9 protein-coding genes are annotated in these 15,565 nt (G+C 67.7%); 5 read left to right on the top strand and 4 right to left on the bottom strand.

The window, feature by feature from the left end:
* Positions 1-126 precede the first annotated feature (126 nt).
* Positions 127-2,385, top strand: a complete 2,259-nt coding sequence (locus MLE43_RS06235) for an aconitate hydratase (RefSeq protein ID WP_243302609.1) — start codon at positions 127-129, stop codon at positions 2,383-2,385.
* A gap of 73 nt (positions 2,386-2,458) precedes the next feature.
* On the opposite strand, the gene MLE43_RS06240 is transcribed toward MLE43_RS06235, so the two are convergent.
* The 3 genes from MLE43_RS06240 to MLE43_RS06250 all read right to left on the bottom strand — a co-directional run bounded on the left by MLE43_RS06240 (position 2,459) and on the right by MLE43_RS06250 (position 7,101).
* Complete coding sequence (locus tag MLE43_RS06240; RefSeq protein WP_243302610.1) at positions 2,459-3,094, bottom strand: trimeric intracellular cation channel family protein; 636 nt, start codon at positions 3,092-3,094, stop codon at positions 2,459-2,461.
* Positions 3,087-4,361, bottom strand: a complete 1,275-nt coding sequence (locus MLE43_RS06245) for an amidohydrolase (RefSeq protein WP_243302612.1) — start codon at positions 4,359-4,361, stop codon at positions 3,087-3,089. The genes MLE43_RS06240 and MLE43_RS06245 overlap by 8 nt, the downstream gene beginning before the upstream one ends.
* A 232-nt stretch (positions 4,362-4,593) precedes the next feature.
* Positions 4,594-7,101: an ABC transporter substrate-binding protein gene (locus tag MLE43_RS06250; RefSeq protein WP_243302614.1), complete on the bottom strand. Its 2,508-nt coding sequence runs from the start codon at positions 7,099-7,101 to the stop codon at positions 4,594-4,596.
* 200 nt (positions 7,102-7,301) lie between these two features.
* Between MLE43_RS06250 and leuS the strand changes: the two genes are divergently transcribed.
* The 4 genes from leuS to MLE43_RS06270 all read left to right on the top strand — a co-directional run bounded on the left by leuS (position 7,302) and on the right by MLE43_RS06270 (position 12,040).
* Positions 7,302-9,728 (top strand): leucine--tRNA ligase, encoded by a 2,427-nt coding sequence (leuS, locus tag MLE43_RS06255; protein WP_243302615.1) that lies wholly within the window; start codon positions 7,302-7,304, stop codon positions 9,726-9,728.
* Between the two features lie 4 nt (positions 9,729-9,732).
* The gene (locus MLE43_RS06260; protein WP_243302617.1) at positions 9,733-10,671 is read left to right on the top strand and encodes a PLP-dependent cysteine synthase family protein; all 939 of its coding nucleotides are present in this window, start codon (positions 9,733-9,735) and stop codon (positions 10,669-10,671) included.
* On the top strand, positions 10,671-11,312 hold the full coding sequence (gene pyrE / locus MLE43_RS06265) for an orotate phosphoribosyltransferase (protein ID WP_243302619.1): 642 nt from the start codon (positions 10,671-10,673) through the stop codon (positions 11,310-11,312). The genes MLE43_RS06260 and pyrE overlap by 1 nt, the downstream gene beginning before the upstream one ends.
* A 170-nt stretch (positions 11,313-11,482) precedes the next feature.
* Positions 11,483-12,040 carry a cob(I)yrinic acid a,c-diamide adenosyltransferase gene (locus MLE43_RS06270; protein ID WP_243302620.1) on the top strand — a complete coding sequence of 186 codons (558 nt, stop codon included), beginning with the start codon at positions 11,483-11,485 and terminating at the stop codon, positions 12,038-12,040.
* Positions 12,041-12,115: 75 nt separating this feature from the next.
* On the opposite strand, the gene MLE43_RS06275 is transcribed toward MLE43_RS06270, so the two are convergent.
* Positions 12,116-15,244, bottom strand: a complete 3,129-nt coding sequence (locus MLE43_RS06275) for a TonB-dependent receptor (RefSeq protein WP_243302621.1) — start codon at positions 15,242-15,244, stop codon at positions 12,116-12,118.
* Positions 15,245-15,565 lie beyond the last annotated feature (321 nt).

The following is a 15,565-nucleotide window of genomic DNA, read 5'->3' on the forward strand; positions in this document are numbered from 1 at the left end:
AAGGACGGCTGCGCCGCCCCGGCCCCCCGGTGGGCCTGGATTCTTCGCGTCCATCCTCGGGTTTGTCCTAAGTCCGTGCCGCCCAGCGCGATCGGGACTACACTTCCCTCCCCGGAGGGTTCCGCCATGGCGCAGATCGAATCCACTCCCGCGTTCGTGAAGGCCGCCTACGACCGGATGGCCACCAACCTGAGGGCGGTGCGTCCGCGCCTGGGACGGCCGCTCTCCCTGGCGGAGAAGATCGTCTACGGCCACCTCGACCACCCCGATACGGCAGAGATCCTGCGGGGGAAGAGCTACCTGGAGCTGCGCCCCGACCGGGTAGCCATGCAGGACGCCACGGCCCAGATGGCCCTCCTCCAGTTCATGACCTCGGGCTTGTTCGAGGTCGCCGTGCCGTCCACCGTGCATTGCGACCACCTCATCCAGGCCGAGGTGGGCTCCAGCCCGGATCTGGCCCGGGCCAATGCGGAGAACAAGGAGGTCTACGACTTCCTCTCGTCGGTGTGCGACAAGTACGGGCTCGGCTTCTGGAGGCCCGGCAGCGGCATCATCCACCAGGTGGTGCTGGAGACCTACGCCTTCCCCGGCGGCCTCATGATCGGCACCGATTCGCACACGCCCAACGCGGGCGGCCTGGGCATGGTGGCCATCGGCGTGGGCGGCGCGGACGCCGTGGACGTCATGGCGGGGCTGCCCTGGGAGCTGAAGGCGCCCAAGCTCATCGGCGTGAAGCTCACGGGTGAGCTCAAGGGCTGGACCTCGCCCAAGGACGTCATCCTGAAGCTGGCGGGCATCCTCACCGTGAAGGGCGGCACCGGCGCCATCGTGGAGTACTTCGGACCCGGCGTGGATTCCATCTCGTGCACGGGCATGGGCACCATCTGCAACATGGGCGCCGAGATCGGCGCCACCACCAGCCTCTTCCCCTTCAACCACCGCATGGCGGACTACCTGCGGGCCACCTCCCGCGGCGAGATCGCGGCGCTGGCCGAGGGCTTCGCCGAGCACCTGAAGGCCGACGAAGGCTGCCAGTACGACCAGGTGATCGAGATCGACCTCGGCACGCTGGAACCCCACATCAACGGCCCCTTCACGCCGGACCTGGCCTGGCCCCTCTCCAGGTTCGCCGCCGCCGTGAAGGAGAAGGGCTACCCCGAGGAGTTGAAGGTGGGCCTCATCGGGAGCTGCACCAACTCCAGCTACGAGGACATGGAGCGGGCCGCCAGCGTGGCGAAGCAGGCCCTGGACCATGGGGTGAAGGCCAAGTCCACCTTCACCATCACGCCGGGCAGCGAACAGATCCGCGCCACCATCGAGCGCGATGGGCAGATGGCGGTCTTCACACAGGTGGGCGGCACGGTGCTCGCCAACGCCTGCGGCCCCTGCATCGGGCAGTGGAAGCGCCATGACATCCAGAAGGGCGAACGGAATTCCATCATCACGAGCTTCAACCGCAACTTCGCGGCGCGGAACGACGCCAATCCGGAGACCTGCGCCTTCGTGGCCTCGCCGGAGATCGTCACGGCTTTCGTCCTGGCGGGCCGTCTCACCTTCAACCCCGAGACGGACACCCTCCCGGGGGCCGACGGCAAGCCCTTCAAGCTGGCGCCTCCCAGCGGCGACAGCCTGCCGAAGAAGGGCTACGACCCCGGCCAGGCCACCTACCAGGCCCCGCCCCAGGATCGGCACCGCATCGAGGTGAAGGTCGATCCCGCCAGCCAGCGCCTCCAGAGGTTGGAGCCCTTCAAGGCCTGGGAGGGCACGGACCTGACGGACCTGCGCATCCTCATCAAGGCCCAGGGCAAGTGCACCACCGACCACATCTCCGCCGCCGGGCCCTGGCTCCGCTTCCGCGGACACCTGGACAACATCAGCAACAACCTCCTCATCGGCGCCACCAATGCCTTCAACGGCTCCGTCAACCGCGTGAAGAACCTGCTCACCGGCACCTACGACGAGGTGCCCAAGGTGGCCCGGGCCTACAAGGCCGCCGGCATCGGCTGGGTGGTCGTCGGCGACGAGAACTACGGGGAAGGTTCCAGCCGTGAGCACGCCGCCATGGAACCCCGGCATCTGGGGGGCCGCGCGATCATCGTGAAGAGCTTCGCCCGCATCCACGAGACCAACCTGAAGAAGCAGGGCATGCTGCCCTTGACCTTCGCGGATCCTGCCGACTACGACCGGCTGCAGGAGAGCGACCGGCTCACGATCCTCGGCCTGGCCACCTTCGCGCCCGGCCTGCCCCTGACGCTGGTGGCGAGGCACGCGGATGGCCACGAGGATCGGATCATGCTGAACCACACCTTCAACGAAGGCCAGATCGGCTGGTTCAAGGCTGGCTCGGCGCTCAACCTCATGGGCGGCCACGCGAAGAAGCCGTAAGGCACCGAGGCCTGCCCATGAGAGGGCGCCACCGCAAGTTCCATCGCCCCCCTGGGGCTTCGGTGCCTCCGGATCAGTCGCCGGGACCCGTCACCCGCCGGCCGAAGCGGGGCATGTTCCACCCGTACCGGAGCGACAGGTAGCGCAGGCCGAAGCAGGCCAGGAGGCCGGGCCAGGTGGTCCCGGCCGGGCCCCAGTGGAAGCGATCGCCCACCACCACCAGCAGCGACCCCAGCAGGGCCGCGGAGGCGTAGATCTCCCGCTCCAGCACCACGGCCACCCGGCTGAGCAGCATATCGCGGAGGATGCCGCCGCCCACGGCCGTCATCACCCCGAGGAGGATGGCGGTCTCGGCGTTGCGGCCCAGCCCCAGCGCCTTCTGGGTGCCAGCCACGGCGAACATGGCCATCCCCACCGCGTCGAAGAGGAGCACCGGATAGCGCAGGCGCCGCACCCAGCCGTAGGCGCCGAGGGTGGCCAGGGCGCCCAGCGTGGCGCAGGCCAGGTAGCGCCAGTCCGCCAGGCCCACGGGGGGTAGGGCGCCCAGGCAGAGGTCGCGCACGATGCCGCCGCCGCAGGCGGTGACGAAGGCCAGGGCCACGATGCCGAACAGGTCCAGGTCCCGCTCCCGGGCCGCCGCAGCGCCGCTGATGGCGAAGACGAAGATGCCCGCCAGGTCGAGGAACTCGAAGAGCGCGCGCTCAGGCATGGCTGGTGGGCTCCTCGGGGCCGAGCCAGGCGCCGGCCGCGGCCAGCATGGCCTGGAGGCCGGTCTTCAGGGTGGGATGCAGCACGGGGGCGTACCGCGACGAGTGGTTGCTGGGGAGGCGGTTGATCTGCCCCTCGGCCTTGGCCTTGGCGTAGACCTCCGGATCGGTGCCGCCCACGATCCAGAACACGTAGGGCGTCTTCCAGGCGCGGCCGAAGAGGCTGAAGTCCTCGCTGGCCGCGGCGGGCGCCGTCTCGTAGGCCCCCTCGCCGAACTGGGCCCGGAAGGCCTTCGCCACCCGTGCCGTGGCTTCCGCATCGTTCACGGTCATGGGGTAGCTGTTCAGGGGGGTGAACTCGGGATCCCGCGGGGCGTTCGAGGCCGCACACTCGGCGCAGCAGATGCGCTTCACCGCGGCCAGGACGTGGTCGCGGACACCCTCGTCATAGGTGCGGATGTTCAGCTTGAGGGTGGCGTCCTCGGGGATGATGTTCTCCTTGGTGCCGGCCTGGAGTGAGCCGATGGTCAGCACCACGCTGTCCAGGGGGCCGACCTCGCGGGAGACGATGGTCTGGAGCCGCAGCACGGTCGAGGCCGCCATGACCACGGGATCGATGGAGGTCTGGGGCTGGGAGCCGTGGGAGCCGCGCCCGAAGAGCCGGACCTTCAGGCTGTCCCCCGCCGAGAGGATGGTGCCGCTGCGGGTGCCCACGGTGCCTGCCGCCCCCACCATCACGTGCTGGCCCAGGATGACGTCGGGACGCGGGAAGCGCGTGGTCATGCCGTCGTCCACCATGGCCTGGGCGCCGCGGGCGACCTCCTCGCCGGGCTGGAACACGGCCAGGAGGGTGCCTTTCCAGAGATCCCGGTGCTCGCTGAGTGCCCGGGCCGCGCCCATGAGCCAGGTCACATGCAGGTCGTGGCCGCAGGCGTGGGACACGCCCACCTCCGCGCCCTCATCGCTCGTGGCCCGGAGGGTACTCGCGTAGGGCAGGCCCGTGGCCTCCACCACCGGCAGGGCGTCCATGTCCGCCCGCAGCATCACCGTGGGCCCGGCCCCGTTGCGCAGGAGCCCCACCACCCCCGTGCCGCCCACGCCGGGGGTCACCTCGAATCCGTGCCGGGCCAGATACTCTGCCGCCAGCTTCGCGGTGCGCACCTCCTGCATGGACAGTTCCGGGTGGCGGTGCAGGTCCATGTAGATGGCTTCCAGCTCCGGCAGGAGGACGTCCAAGTGGGGATCGAGCGCCTTGGCCAGTGGGTCCATGGATGTCCTCCCTCCAAGCTGGATGCGCATTCACGGCCGCCCCTTCGAGCCATGACCGGGCGGGGGCTGTTTCCCGCGCGACCTTCCGTGGGCAGATATCTTGCGCTGGATCCGGAAACGGGTGGGGGTTCTTCTGCGGCGATCGGCATCCCAGGGAGGTGGCCGTGACCTGGGCCCGGAGAGCCCTCGTGCGGGGCTTTGGCCCGGAGGGCCTGGGGCTGTACGGGAGCCTCTAGGTGGCCCCGATCAGGTCGAAGAACTCCCGGTCCTCCTTCAGCATGTGCACGGCCACCACATCCTGGGCGAGGAACTGGAAGAGGCGGCCGCTGGAGAGGGTTCCCGCGCGGAAGGCTCGCTCCACCTCGGTCGCCTCCGCAAGGAGGTCGGCATGCTTCCGGGCGTGGTCCGGGAGGCCCGGGAAGCCGAGTTCCCGGAGGATCTCCTCCTCGTCCCGGAAATGCTGGCCGACCTCTTCCAGCAGGCCGTTGACCAGGTGGGACAGCTCCTGGGGCGGCCGGGCGGCGAGGACGCTGTCGAGGAGGTCGTTCGCCACCTGGAAGAGGCGCTCGTGCTGGGCGTCGATCACCGGATGGCCGGACCGGTAGGCTTCCTTCCAGACCAGCTTCAGGAAGGATCCTTCGTCGGGCGCCACCGGCTCCTTGGTGTAGGTCGGGTCAGGCTGGACCTGGTTCCGGCCGCCCTGCTTGGCCAGATAGAGGGCCCGATCAGCCCGTTCCACCCACTCGTCCCGGGATGCGGGAGGCCGGTACGCGGCCAGGCCGACGCTCACGGTGACCTGCCCGATCCCCTCGAAGACATGGCTGGCGATGGCTTCCCGGAGGCGTTCCGCCAGGACCAGGGCGCTCGGGAAGGGGGTGTTGGGCATGAGGACGATGAATTCCTCGCCTCCCCAGCGGGTGAGGGAATCGGAAACCCGGATCACGCCCCGGACGCAGTCGGCGACCTCCCTCAGGACCCGGTCTCCCTCGGGATGCCCATGGGTGTCGTTGACCCGCTTGAAGTGATCGATGTCGAACAGCAGGAGGGCCAGAGGGTGCCCATGCCGCCTGGCCCGGTGCATCTCCCCCTCGACCGACGCCTCGAAATGCCGGCGGTTCCAGGCATTGGTCAGCGGATCCCGGCTGGCGAGCTGCTCCAGGGAGGCCAGGGTCTGGCGCAGCTTCTCCTCCGCGCGGCGGCGCTCGGTGATGTCCCGGCTCACGCCGAGGACCGAGACCGGCCGGCCAGCCGCGTTCGCATGAAGGGTCGTGACCACTTCGGTGGGGACGAGGTGGCCGTCCTTGTGCGGCTGGTCGACCTCGGTGACCTGAGGGGTGTGGGGACCCTCCGGCTTCCATTCGGCCAGGGTCTCCGCGAGCACCTGCTGCACCCGTACCATCGATTCGGGCGTCAGGGCCTCCGCTGCGGACTGGGCCATGACCTCCTCCGCGGTGTAGCCCCGGAGCTGGTAGACCGAGGGGCTGACATAGGTGAAGGTCCCCTTGAAGAGATCCATGGTCCAGATGACATCGGCGGAGTTTTCGGCCATGAAGCGGAACTTCTGCTCATTCTGCTGAAGCTCCCGGCTGAGCTCCTCTGCCGCCGCCAGGGCGTGGCTCAGGCGCCGATACTGCCGGAAGAACACCAGGGCCAGGACGGCGAGGAGGAGCACGATCGGCAGGATCACGGTCAGGATGACTTTCATGCGCTGCCGCGTCAGCCGGTCGCTGGCCTCCGGATCGTAGAGGAAACCCTCGAGGGTGAAGTCCTTGGGGAGCAGCCCCAGATCCGCGTAGGTTCCGGCGATGTGCTGCCACCGGCCGGTGTAGGTGTAGCCCATCTCCACCAGCCTGGGCTGGGCCAGATCCGCCATCTCCCGGGCTTCGTTGAGCAGGAAGTCCCGGTCGTGCCGCTGGCTGTACCGGGTGAGGATCAAGTCGGCGAGCTCCTCGGGATGCTGCAGGGCGTATTTCCAGCCCTTGAGGCTCGCCTCACGGAAGGCCTTCACCCGGGCGGGATGCGAACGGAGCTCCGCCTCCGAGGTGAAGAGGTTGTCGCCATAGAAATCGATGCCGCCGGAGCGGGGCGTGAACATCAGGTACCGGAAGCCCGCACGATCCAGGAAATAGGGCTCGTCGGTGCTGTAGGCGGCCATGGCGTCGACCTTGCCGCTCATCAGGTCCGCGATCTCGAAGCTGTGGTTCACCAGGTGGAGGGATTGGACGGGCGCCTGCTCATCCGCCAGGTAGGCCAGGAGCTCCTCGGAGTGCGGCTCGAGCATCACGCGCCGGCCGGCCAGATCCTGGACGGACCGGATGCCCGCATCGGCGCGGGCGATGAGGACCAGGGGCGAGTGCTGGAGAATCACCGCCAGCACGACGACGGGGTAGCCCTGGTGGCGCGCGAGGAGGAGGGCGCTGTTGCTGGTGCCGAACTGGGCCCGGCCCGTGGCCACTTCCTGCACGGGGTCCACGGCCGGATCGCCTTCGACGAGCTTCACGTCCAGGCCCGCATCCCGGTAGTAGCCCTTCTCCTGGGCGGCATAGTAGCCGGCGAACTGGAACTGATGCCGCCACTTGAGCTGGAGGGTGACCCGCTCGGGGGGAGCGGCTTGCAGCGCGGCGCCCAGGCTGAGGGTGAGGCAGAGGAGGAGGCGATGGGGCCAACCGCCGGGGCCAGTGGGTCGGAAGCCCGGAGCGGGTGGGACTCGCTGGCAGCTGCCGAGGGGCTCGGGGTTCATGGGATCCGTGGTCGAAAGAGGGTCTTCGGTTGTGCCAGCATAAGCGCGGTCCGGCACCATGTCTTTGCATCGGCAGGACGAAGGGCCAGGCTGAGATCCACGCAGGGCCGGCCCTCCGGCGAGGAGGCGGGGTCCTTGAGGCAAAGGCTGGAGGGGGGCCGGTTTCCTTGTAGAATCAAGGGTTCTACCGGAGTTTCGCCATGCCCTTCCAGCCCCTGACCCAGGAACCCGAGATCCAGCGCCGCTGGCTCGAGTCCGGCGCCTTCCGCGCCAAGCGGTCAGGGGAGCTGCTGCCCGGGTCGAAGACCTTCTACATGCTGGTGATGCTGCCCTACCCCAGCGGCCGCATCCACATGGGGCATGTGCGCAACTACACGCTCGGCGACGTGACCGCCCGCTTCCGGCGAATGAAGGGCTACGAGGTCATGCATCCCCTGGGCTGGGACAGCTTCGGCCTCCCGGCGGAGAACGCCGCCATCAAGCACGGCATCCATCCCGCCATCTGGACCCGCAAGAACATCGAGGAGATGAAGGGCCAGATCCAGAAGATGGGCATCAGCTACGACTGGGACCGCGAGATCGCCAGCTTCCAGGACGACTACTACCGCTGGAACCAGTGGCTCTTCCTCAAGATGTGGGAAGCCGGCGACGTCTTCCGCGCCATGCGCACCGTGAACTGGTGCGAGGCGCTGGGCACCGTGCTGGCCAACGAGCAGGTGGTGGACGGCAAGGACGAGCGCACGGGGCATCCCGTCACCCAGAAGCCCCTGGAGCAGTACTTCTTCAAGACGACGAAGTACGCGGACGAGCTGCTCGAGTGCCTGGACGGCCTCGACTGGCCCGAGAACGTGAAGACCATGCAGCGCAACTGGATCGGCCGCTCCGAAGGCGCGCGCCTGGCCTTCGACCTCGAAGGTGATGGCCAGATCGAGGTCTTCACCACGCGCCTGGACACGCTCTTCGGCGTCACCTTCATGGCCCTCAGCACCGAGCATCCCGCCATCGAGAAGGCGAGCGAGACCGATGCAGCCCTGAAGGCCTTCTGCGACCAGGTGGCCGCCGTGAGCCGCGAGGAGCGCCTCACGAGCGATGTGAAGCTGGGCCACCGCACGGCCCTCTCCGTGATCCACCCCTTCACGGGCGAGAAGGTGCCCGTCTTTGCCGCCAACTACGTGCTCATGGACTACGGCACGGGCGCGGTCATGGGCGTGCCCGCCCACGACGAGCGGGACCATGAGTTCGCCCTGAAGTACGGCCTGCCCATTCCCCAGGTCATCGCGGCGGAGAGCGAGTGGGACCTCGGCACCCTGGTGAACAGCGGCGAATTCACGGGCATGAAGAGTGAGGATGCCGTCACCGCCATGGTGGCCAAACTCGACGGCCGCGCCGAGAAAACCACCACCTACAAGCTCAAGGACTGGGGCCTCAGCCGCCAGCGCTACTGGGGCACGCCCATTCCCACGGTGCATTGCGCTTCATGCGGTGTCGTCCCAGAGAAGGCCGAGAACCTGCCCGTGCGCCTGCCGGAGGATGTGGCATTCACGGGCCATGGCCCCTCGCCGCTGACGACCTCGAAGTCCTTCCTGGACTGCGCCTGCCCGTGCTGCGGCCAGCCCGCCCGGCGCGAGACCGACACCATGGACACCTTTGTAGACAGCAGCTGGTACTGGCTGCGCTACCTCGATCCCAAGAACACGGAGCTGCCTTTCGCCAAGGCCGAGAGCGACGCCTGGATGCCGGTGGATCTCTACGTGGGCGGCATCGAGCACGCGACCATGCACCTCATCTACGCCCGCTTCTTCTACAAGGTGCTGCGCGACTTGGGCCTGGCCTCGGGGCCCGAGCCGTTCCAGAAGCTCATCTGCCAGGGCATGGTGCTGAAGGACGGCTCGAAGATGAGCAAGTCCAAGGGCAACATCGTGGATCCCGACGAGGTCATCTCGAAGTACGGGGCCGACGCCCTGCGCCTGTTCATGATCTTCGCCGCCCCGATCGAGAAGGAGATCGACTGGACCGGCTTCGAGGGCATCGAAGGGGCCAGCCGCTTCCTCAAGCGCGTCACGCGCCTGGTCGAGGATCATGCCCTCACGGCCAAAGCCCTGCCGTCCAAGGACCAGCTCAGCGCCGAGGAGAAGACCCTCCTCATCAAGCTCAACCAGACCATCGCGCGCCTCACGGACGACCTGGAGCGCCGCTACCAGTTCAACACCGTGGTCTCAGGCCTCATGGAGCTGTCCAACGCGCTGGGCGACCTGCCCGCGGACGCGCCGCACCGCAGCGAGGTCCTGCAGCACGCGCTCGACGCCTTCGTGCGCATGCTGTCGCCCGTGGCGCCCCACCTGGCGGAGCAGCTCTGGAGCCAGCTCGGGAAGCCCGGCCTCTGCATGCAGGCCCCGTGGCCCGAGGCGGATCCCGCCTTCCTGGAGGCCGACGAGGTCCTGGTGGTGGTGCAGGTGAACGGCAAGGTGCGCGGCCGCATCACCGTGCCCGTCCACGCCGGCGAGGAGCAGCGCCGCGCGGCCGCCCTGGCCTGCGCGGAGGCCCAGCCCCACCTGGCGGGCAAGGAAATCGTGAAAGTGGTCCTTCCTCCGGGCGGCAAGCTCGTGAGCATCGTGGTGAAAGGCTGATCCTGTGGCAAAGACCCTCCCTCCCGTCGTCGATACCGTCCTGGACCTGGTGGGGAACACCCCCCTGCTGCGCCTGACCCGCTTCGCCCCGGACCTCCAGCTCTTCTCCAAGCTGGAGTACCTGAACCCCGGCGGCAGCGTGAAGGACCGCATCGGTGTGGGCATGATCAAGGCCGCCGAGGCCCTGGGCCAGATCCAGCCCGGCGTGAGCACCATCATCGAGCCCACCGCCGGCAACACCGGCGTGGGCCTGGCCATCGCGGCCAAAGCGCTGGGCTACCGTTGCATCCTCTGCGTGCCCACGAAGTACAGCCGCGAGAAGATGATGCTCATGAAGGCCCTGGGCGCGGAGCTGGTGCTGATCCCCAAGGAAAAGGGCATGGTGGGGGCCATCGAGAAGTGCAAGGAACTGGCCGCCAGCATCCCGCATGCCTTCGTGCCCCAGCAGTTCGACAACCCCAGCAACCCCGACAGCCACTACGCCACCACGGGCCCCGAGATCTGGACGCAGATGGAAGGCCGGGTGGACGCGGTGGTGCTGGGCGCAGGCAGCGGTGGCACCTTCACCGGCATCGCCCGCTACCTGAAGGAGAAGAACCCCGCCATCCAGGCCGTGGTGGTGCAGCCGGTGGGCTCGGTCTACTGCGGCGCCCCCCTGAAGGAGTGGGTGGTCGAGGGTGTGGGCAACGGGTTCATTCCCGCCAGCCTCGACCTCGCCCTGGCGGACCGCATCATCGATGTGGCCGACGCCGACAGCCTGGCCACGGCCCGGGAGCTCATCGCCACCGAGGGCTGCCTGGTGGGCGCTTCCGCCGGCGCCAACGCCTGGGCTGCCCGCGAGTTCGCCAGGACCCTGCCCGCCGGCGCCCGCGTGGTGACGCTCTTCCCCGATGGTGCCGAGCGCTACATGTCCAAGCAGCCCGTGGCCGATCTGGAGCTGTGATGGCCCTCACCCCCCGCGACCTGGCCGCCTGCCTGCTGGATGCGGGTGCCGTGCGCCTGCAGCCTCAGGATCCCTTCACCTGGGCCAGCGGCCTGAAGTCGCCCATCTACTGCGACAACCGCCAGCTGCTGGGCTTCCCCGAGGCCCGCGGCCAGATCGTGGCCGCCCTGGCGGCCAGGGCGATGACGCTGGGGCCCACCCTGATCACCGGGGCCGCCACGGCGGGCGTGCCCTGGGCGGCCATGGTCGCCGACCGCCTGGGCCTGCCCATGGCCTACGTGCGGCCCACGCCCAAGAACCACGGCATGGGGCGCCAGGTGGAGGGCCCCCTGGCGAAGGGCCACCGTGCCGTGCTCATCGAGGACCTGATCTCCACGGGCATGTCCAGCCTCAAGTGCGCGGATGCGCTCAAGGCCGAGGGCGCGGAGGTTTCCGCCGTGCTAGCCCTCTTCAGCTACGGCCTGCCCCAGGCGGAGCAGGCCTTCGCCTCGGCCCGCATCCCGTTCGAGGTGCTCGGTTCGTTCCAGGTGCTGTCCGAGGAAGCTGAACATCGCGGCCTCCTGGACGCCGCCGGGCTGGCGGCCCTGAAGGCCTGGCGGACCGACACCGTGGCCTGGAGCCGCGCCCACGGCGGGGCGTAGGCGCTGACCTATCCTGGCGAATAGCGTGGACAGGACTAACAGGGTGAAAAGATGGATTAACCGGATGAAAGCAGTAAAACGGTTCTGAGGCTGCTTCCGTGATTTGTGGTTGAAGCCTGCTCATCCTTCAAAATCCTGTTCATCCTGTCCCTGTTTTTCGAGGTCCGACCATGAAGCTCTACACGCGCACGGGTGATGATGGCTCCTCGGGCCTCTTCGGCGGGGACCGGGTCAGCAAGGCGCACCTGCGGTTGGTGGCCTACGGCACCCTGGACGAGCTGAACAGCGTCATGGGCCTGCTGCTCCTCCACGCCACGGCTCCCTGCGCCACGCCGGAGGCCCTGCAGCGGATCCAGCACGACCTCTTCGTGCTGGGGGCCATCCTGGCCACGCCGGCCCATCGCCAGGAGCTGCTGGGGGCCCGCATGAGCGCGCCCACCTGGGCCCTGGCGGACATGGAGGCCGACATCGACCGCCTGACGGCCCTCGCCCCGGCCATGACAGCCTTCGTGCTGCCCGGGGGCACGCCCGCCTCGGCCCATGCCCACCTGGCCCGCACGGTCTGCCGGCGGGCCGAGCGCGAGGTGGTGGCGCTCACCCGCGAAGAGGCCCTGAATCCGGCGGTGGTGGCCTATCTGAACCGCCTCAGCGACTGGCTCTTCGCCCTGGCCCGGGCCGAGAATGCCACCGCCGGCGTGCCCGACATCCAGTGGGTGCCGAAGGATTGATGGCGCCGTTCCGAAGCGGCTGTACATGGCTCGGCCCCCAGTTGGGGGCCGAGCTTTGCGGATCGGAGATCCGGGCTAGAAGGAGAACTTCACGCCGACGTTCCAGCGGCGGGGCGGAATCCAGGCATAGGACTGGCCGACGCTGAGGCCGCTGAAGGGGAAGTTCTGGGCCGCGGCCACGTCCGTGGCGAGCTGCCGGTTGAAGAAGTTGAACACATCCAGGGACACGGCACCCTTGGTCTGCTTCCAGACCTTGAAGTCGTACTGGAGGTGGACATCCATCGTGTCGTACCGGGGGCTCATGTTCTTGCCGAGGGTCTCGGTGTCGACCATGGCCGGGTCCTTCGGGGCGAGCAGCAGCAGGCGGCTGGAGAAGACCTGGCCGTCGCTGTAGTGGTAGCCGGAGACCACGTTGTAGGTGGCGCCGATCAGGAAGCCGTTGTCCCACTTGTAGTAGGCGTAGGCCTTGCCCATCCAGTCGAGGGAGCCCTCGAGGCTGCCGTTGTTGTAGCCCAGGCGCGGGTCGAAGCGGGCCAGATCGCCCTGGTAGTCGGCATTGCCCGAGCTGTTGGAGTTGCCGGTGGCGCGAATGCGGCTGAAGGTGGCGAAGCCGCCCCAGTGATCCTGGAGTCGGCGGGTGACGGTGAGGTCCACCGTGTTGTAGTAGCGGAAGCCGCCGGGCAGATTGGCCAGCACGAAGTTCAGCTTTCCAGTGGCCACCCGGTTGACGTTCTGGGCACCACTGTAGCCGCCGCCCGCGAAGTAGTTGGGGTCGATGACCAGGGAGCGGAACCGCATGATGGCATTCAGCTGCGCGGACGTCAGATCAGCATAAGGGATGGGTAGATCAATTTTCTGGGTGGCGGGATTGAATTTGTATAACCCATACTGTGACCGGGCTTCGCTTTCCAGGTTGTCGGCGCTCGTATAGAGGGTGGGATCCCAGTCCTCCACGAGGTCGTAGTCACGGCGGTAGGTGTAGGTGGCCTCGGCCGTCCAGGCATTGCCGAAGTCCTGCGCGAAGCCCAGGCGGAACTCATCGGTCTTGGGCAGCTTGAAGGTGTCGGCGAACACGGCGTCTACGACCTTTGGCCCGCCGCGGGTGTTCTCCGTGACCCACACGCCGGCGAGGCGGATGTCCTCGGTCTGCACGGAGCTGGTGAGGCTGCCGGTGAACCGGACCATGTCCAGCTTGATGGGATCGATGTAGCGGCCGAAGTACGCGTAGGCCTTGGAGCGGCCATTGCCCTTCACGTCCCAGGTGATGCCGAAGCGGGGCGCCCAGTTGGCGCCGGTCTTGAAGAGGGACTGGCCGTTGTCGGCCTTGTACTCGTAGGTGTCGACGCGGACGCCGGGGCTGAAGGTCCAGGTCCCGAGCTGCCACTGGTCCTGGATGTAGCCGCCCTGGGTCTCCATGCGGGGAGAGGAGGTGTTCTTGCTGGCCAGGTTGCGGCGGTAGCCGAAGTAGCCGAGGTAGGGTCGGGCGGGATCGAAGAGCTCGTTGAACTGATAGGCATTCAACTCGCTCGAAGAGACCGTGCCATCTCCATTGGAATCCAGCGCGCTGCGGACGCTGTTGTAGTTGCCGCTGTTGATGGCAGCCAAAAGGCGGCTGCTCGTGCCGGGCACGAACCCGCCGTAGGGGGGGATCTTGGGGTCCACGGTTTTGTCGCCCTGATCCACCAAGCCGAAGGTCGGACCGTTGCTGCCTGTCGCGGCCGCGTTCTGCGAGGCCGTCAGGTTGTCGTACCAGGTGTTGTTGACGATGAAGATGGTCTGCGTCAGTTCGGACTTGCCCTTCTGGATGCCCAGCTTGAGGGTGTGGCTGCCGGCGGCCTCGAAGAGGTAGGTGAAGTCCACGCGGCCGTTGTCCACCTGGTACTTGCGGGCGGTGCCGGCGGAGCCGCCACCGAAGGTCCGCTGGATGGAGGGGATGGCCACATTGGATTCCAGGATGATCTGGGGGCCCAGATCCGCACGGAGGGCCTGGGTGGTGTCCGCCTCTTCATGCCGCAGGAAGCGGGCGTCGAGGATGAACTTGGACTCCTGCCAGGTGTAGGACAGGTTGTAGTTGTTGCCGCCCCGCTCGGTTCGCGTGGACTGGCTGCTCACCACCAGGGGGCTGGCGAGGTTGTCGAAGGTGCCGGGGTTCCGACTGAAGCCGCCCACCAGGGTGTGGCCTGGGGCGATGGCGTAGGTCAGCTTGAAGAAGTAGCGGGACTCGTCATTGATGACCGTGCCGCGGGTCTCGCCGGGCGTCAGGGTGGCGGAGGGATCCACCGTGGCGATGCCGTCTTCCTTGACCTTCTGGCCGGAGGCGACGATCCACAGCTTGTCCTTGAGGATGGGGCCGGAGAAGTAGAGCGTGGTGTCGTTCAGCTGGGAAGGCACCACGGACAGGCGGTAGCGGCCGACCGCGTTCCACCAGTCCGAGGAGCGGTGGTAGTAGTTGATGCCGCCGGACCACTCGTTGGAGCCGGAGATGGTGGTGGTGTTGGAGAACAGGCCGGCGCGGGCCGTGTACTCGGCCGTGATGGCGCCGGTCTTGATGTCCTGGGCGGCCACGAGCTCGGGGGCGATGGTCGTGCGGTACAGCCCCGTCTCGGGGCTGGTCACGTCGATGCCGTCGATGAGGTAGGTGTTGTTGCGGGCGCCGTTGTTGCCGAAGTTGTCGCGGTTGAGGCCGGCGGCCAGCGCGGGGTTGCCGCCAACGCTGACGACGCCGGGAGCGAGGTTGATGGTGGCCATCTGGTTGCGGGCTACGGGCAGGCTGGTCAGCTCTTCCTGGGTCAGCTGGGTGCCGGCGGTCACCGTGGTGACGTCCACAGCGCTGATGGTGCTGACGACCTCGACCACCGCAGCCCCGGCGGGCGCCAGGCGGGCGTTCACGCTCTGGGTCTGGTCCACCAGCACGTCCACCTTGTCGATGGTCGCCGTCTGGTACTCCTTGGCCGAAACCAGGACGCGGAAGCGGCCAGGGATCAGGCGGAGGAAGCGGGCCTTCCCGTCATGATCCGTGACTTCGGTGCGCGCGCCGCCGATCTGGGTGGGGCTCGAGATGATCACCGTGGCGCCGGCGACCGGGGCACCGGCGGTATTGGTCACGGTGACGGTGATGCCGCCATCGCCAGCCGCACTCAGCGTGGCGCCCATGGCCACGAGGAGGGCCGTGGTTCGGGCCATCCGAAGGGGTGAAGGGTACATGCAGGACTCCTGATGGGTGCGGAAAGCCGCACGGGGGAAGGGAGATCGACACCCCGTCTTCCCTCATCTGAGTCGCGGCCAGCCTCCCTCCGGGATTCATGGAGGTGGGTCGGCGGGGCCCTGAAGGAAGGGGACGGCGGTGTCCAAAGAGCGGAGAGTGCGTAAAGGATAGGCGAGGTTCGGAGAAAGTTTCATTTTTTTATAGACCTTTTGGCGCGTTGCATCGCAACACGATATCGATTTCAGTCAGGGGGCACATGCCCAGGAAAGACAAGGGGATTGGCGCGGTCTTGGTGAAACAATTGACGATTAATAGATCGC

Source organism: Geothrix oryzisoli, assembly GCF_022808865.1.
Classification (GTDB): domain Bacteria; phylum Acidobacteriota; class Holophagae; order Holophagales; family Holophagaceae; genus Geothrix; species Geothrix oryzisoli.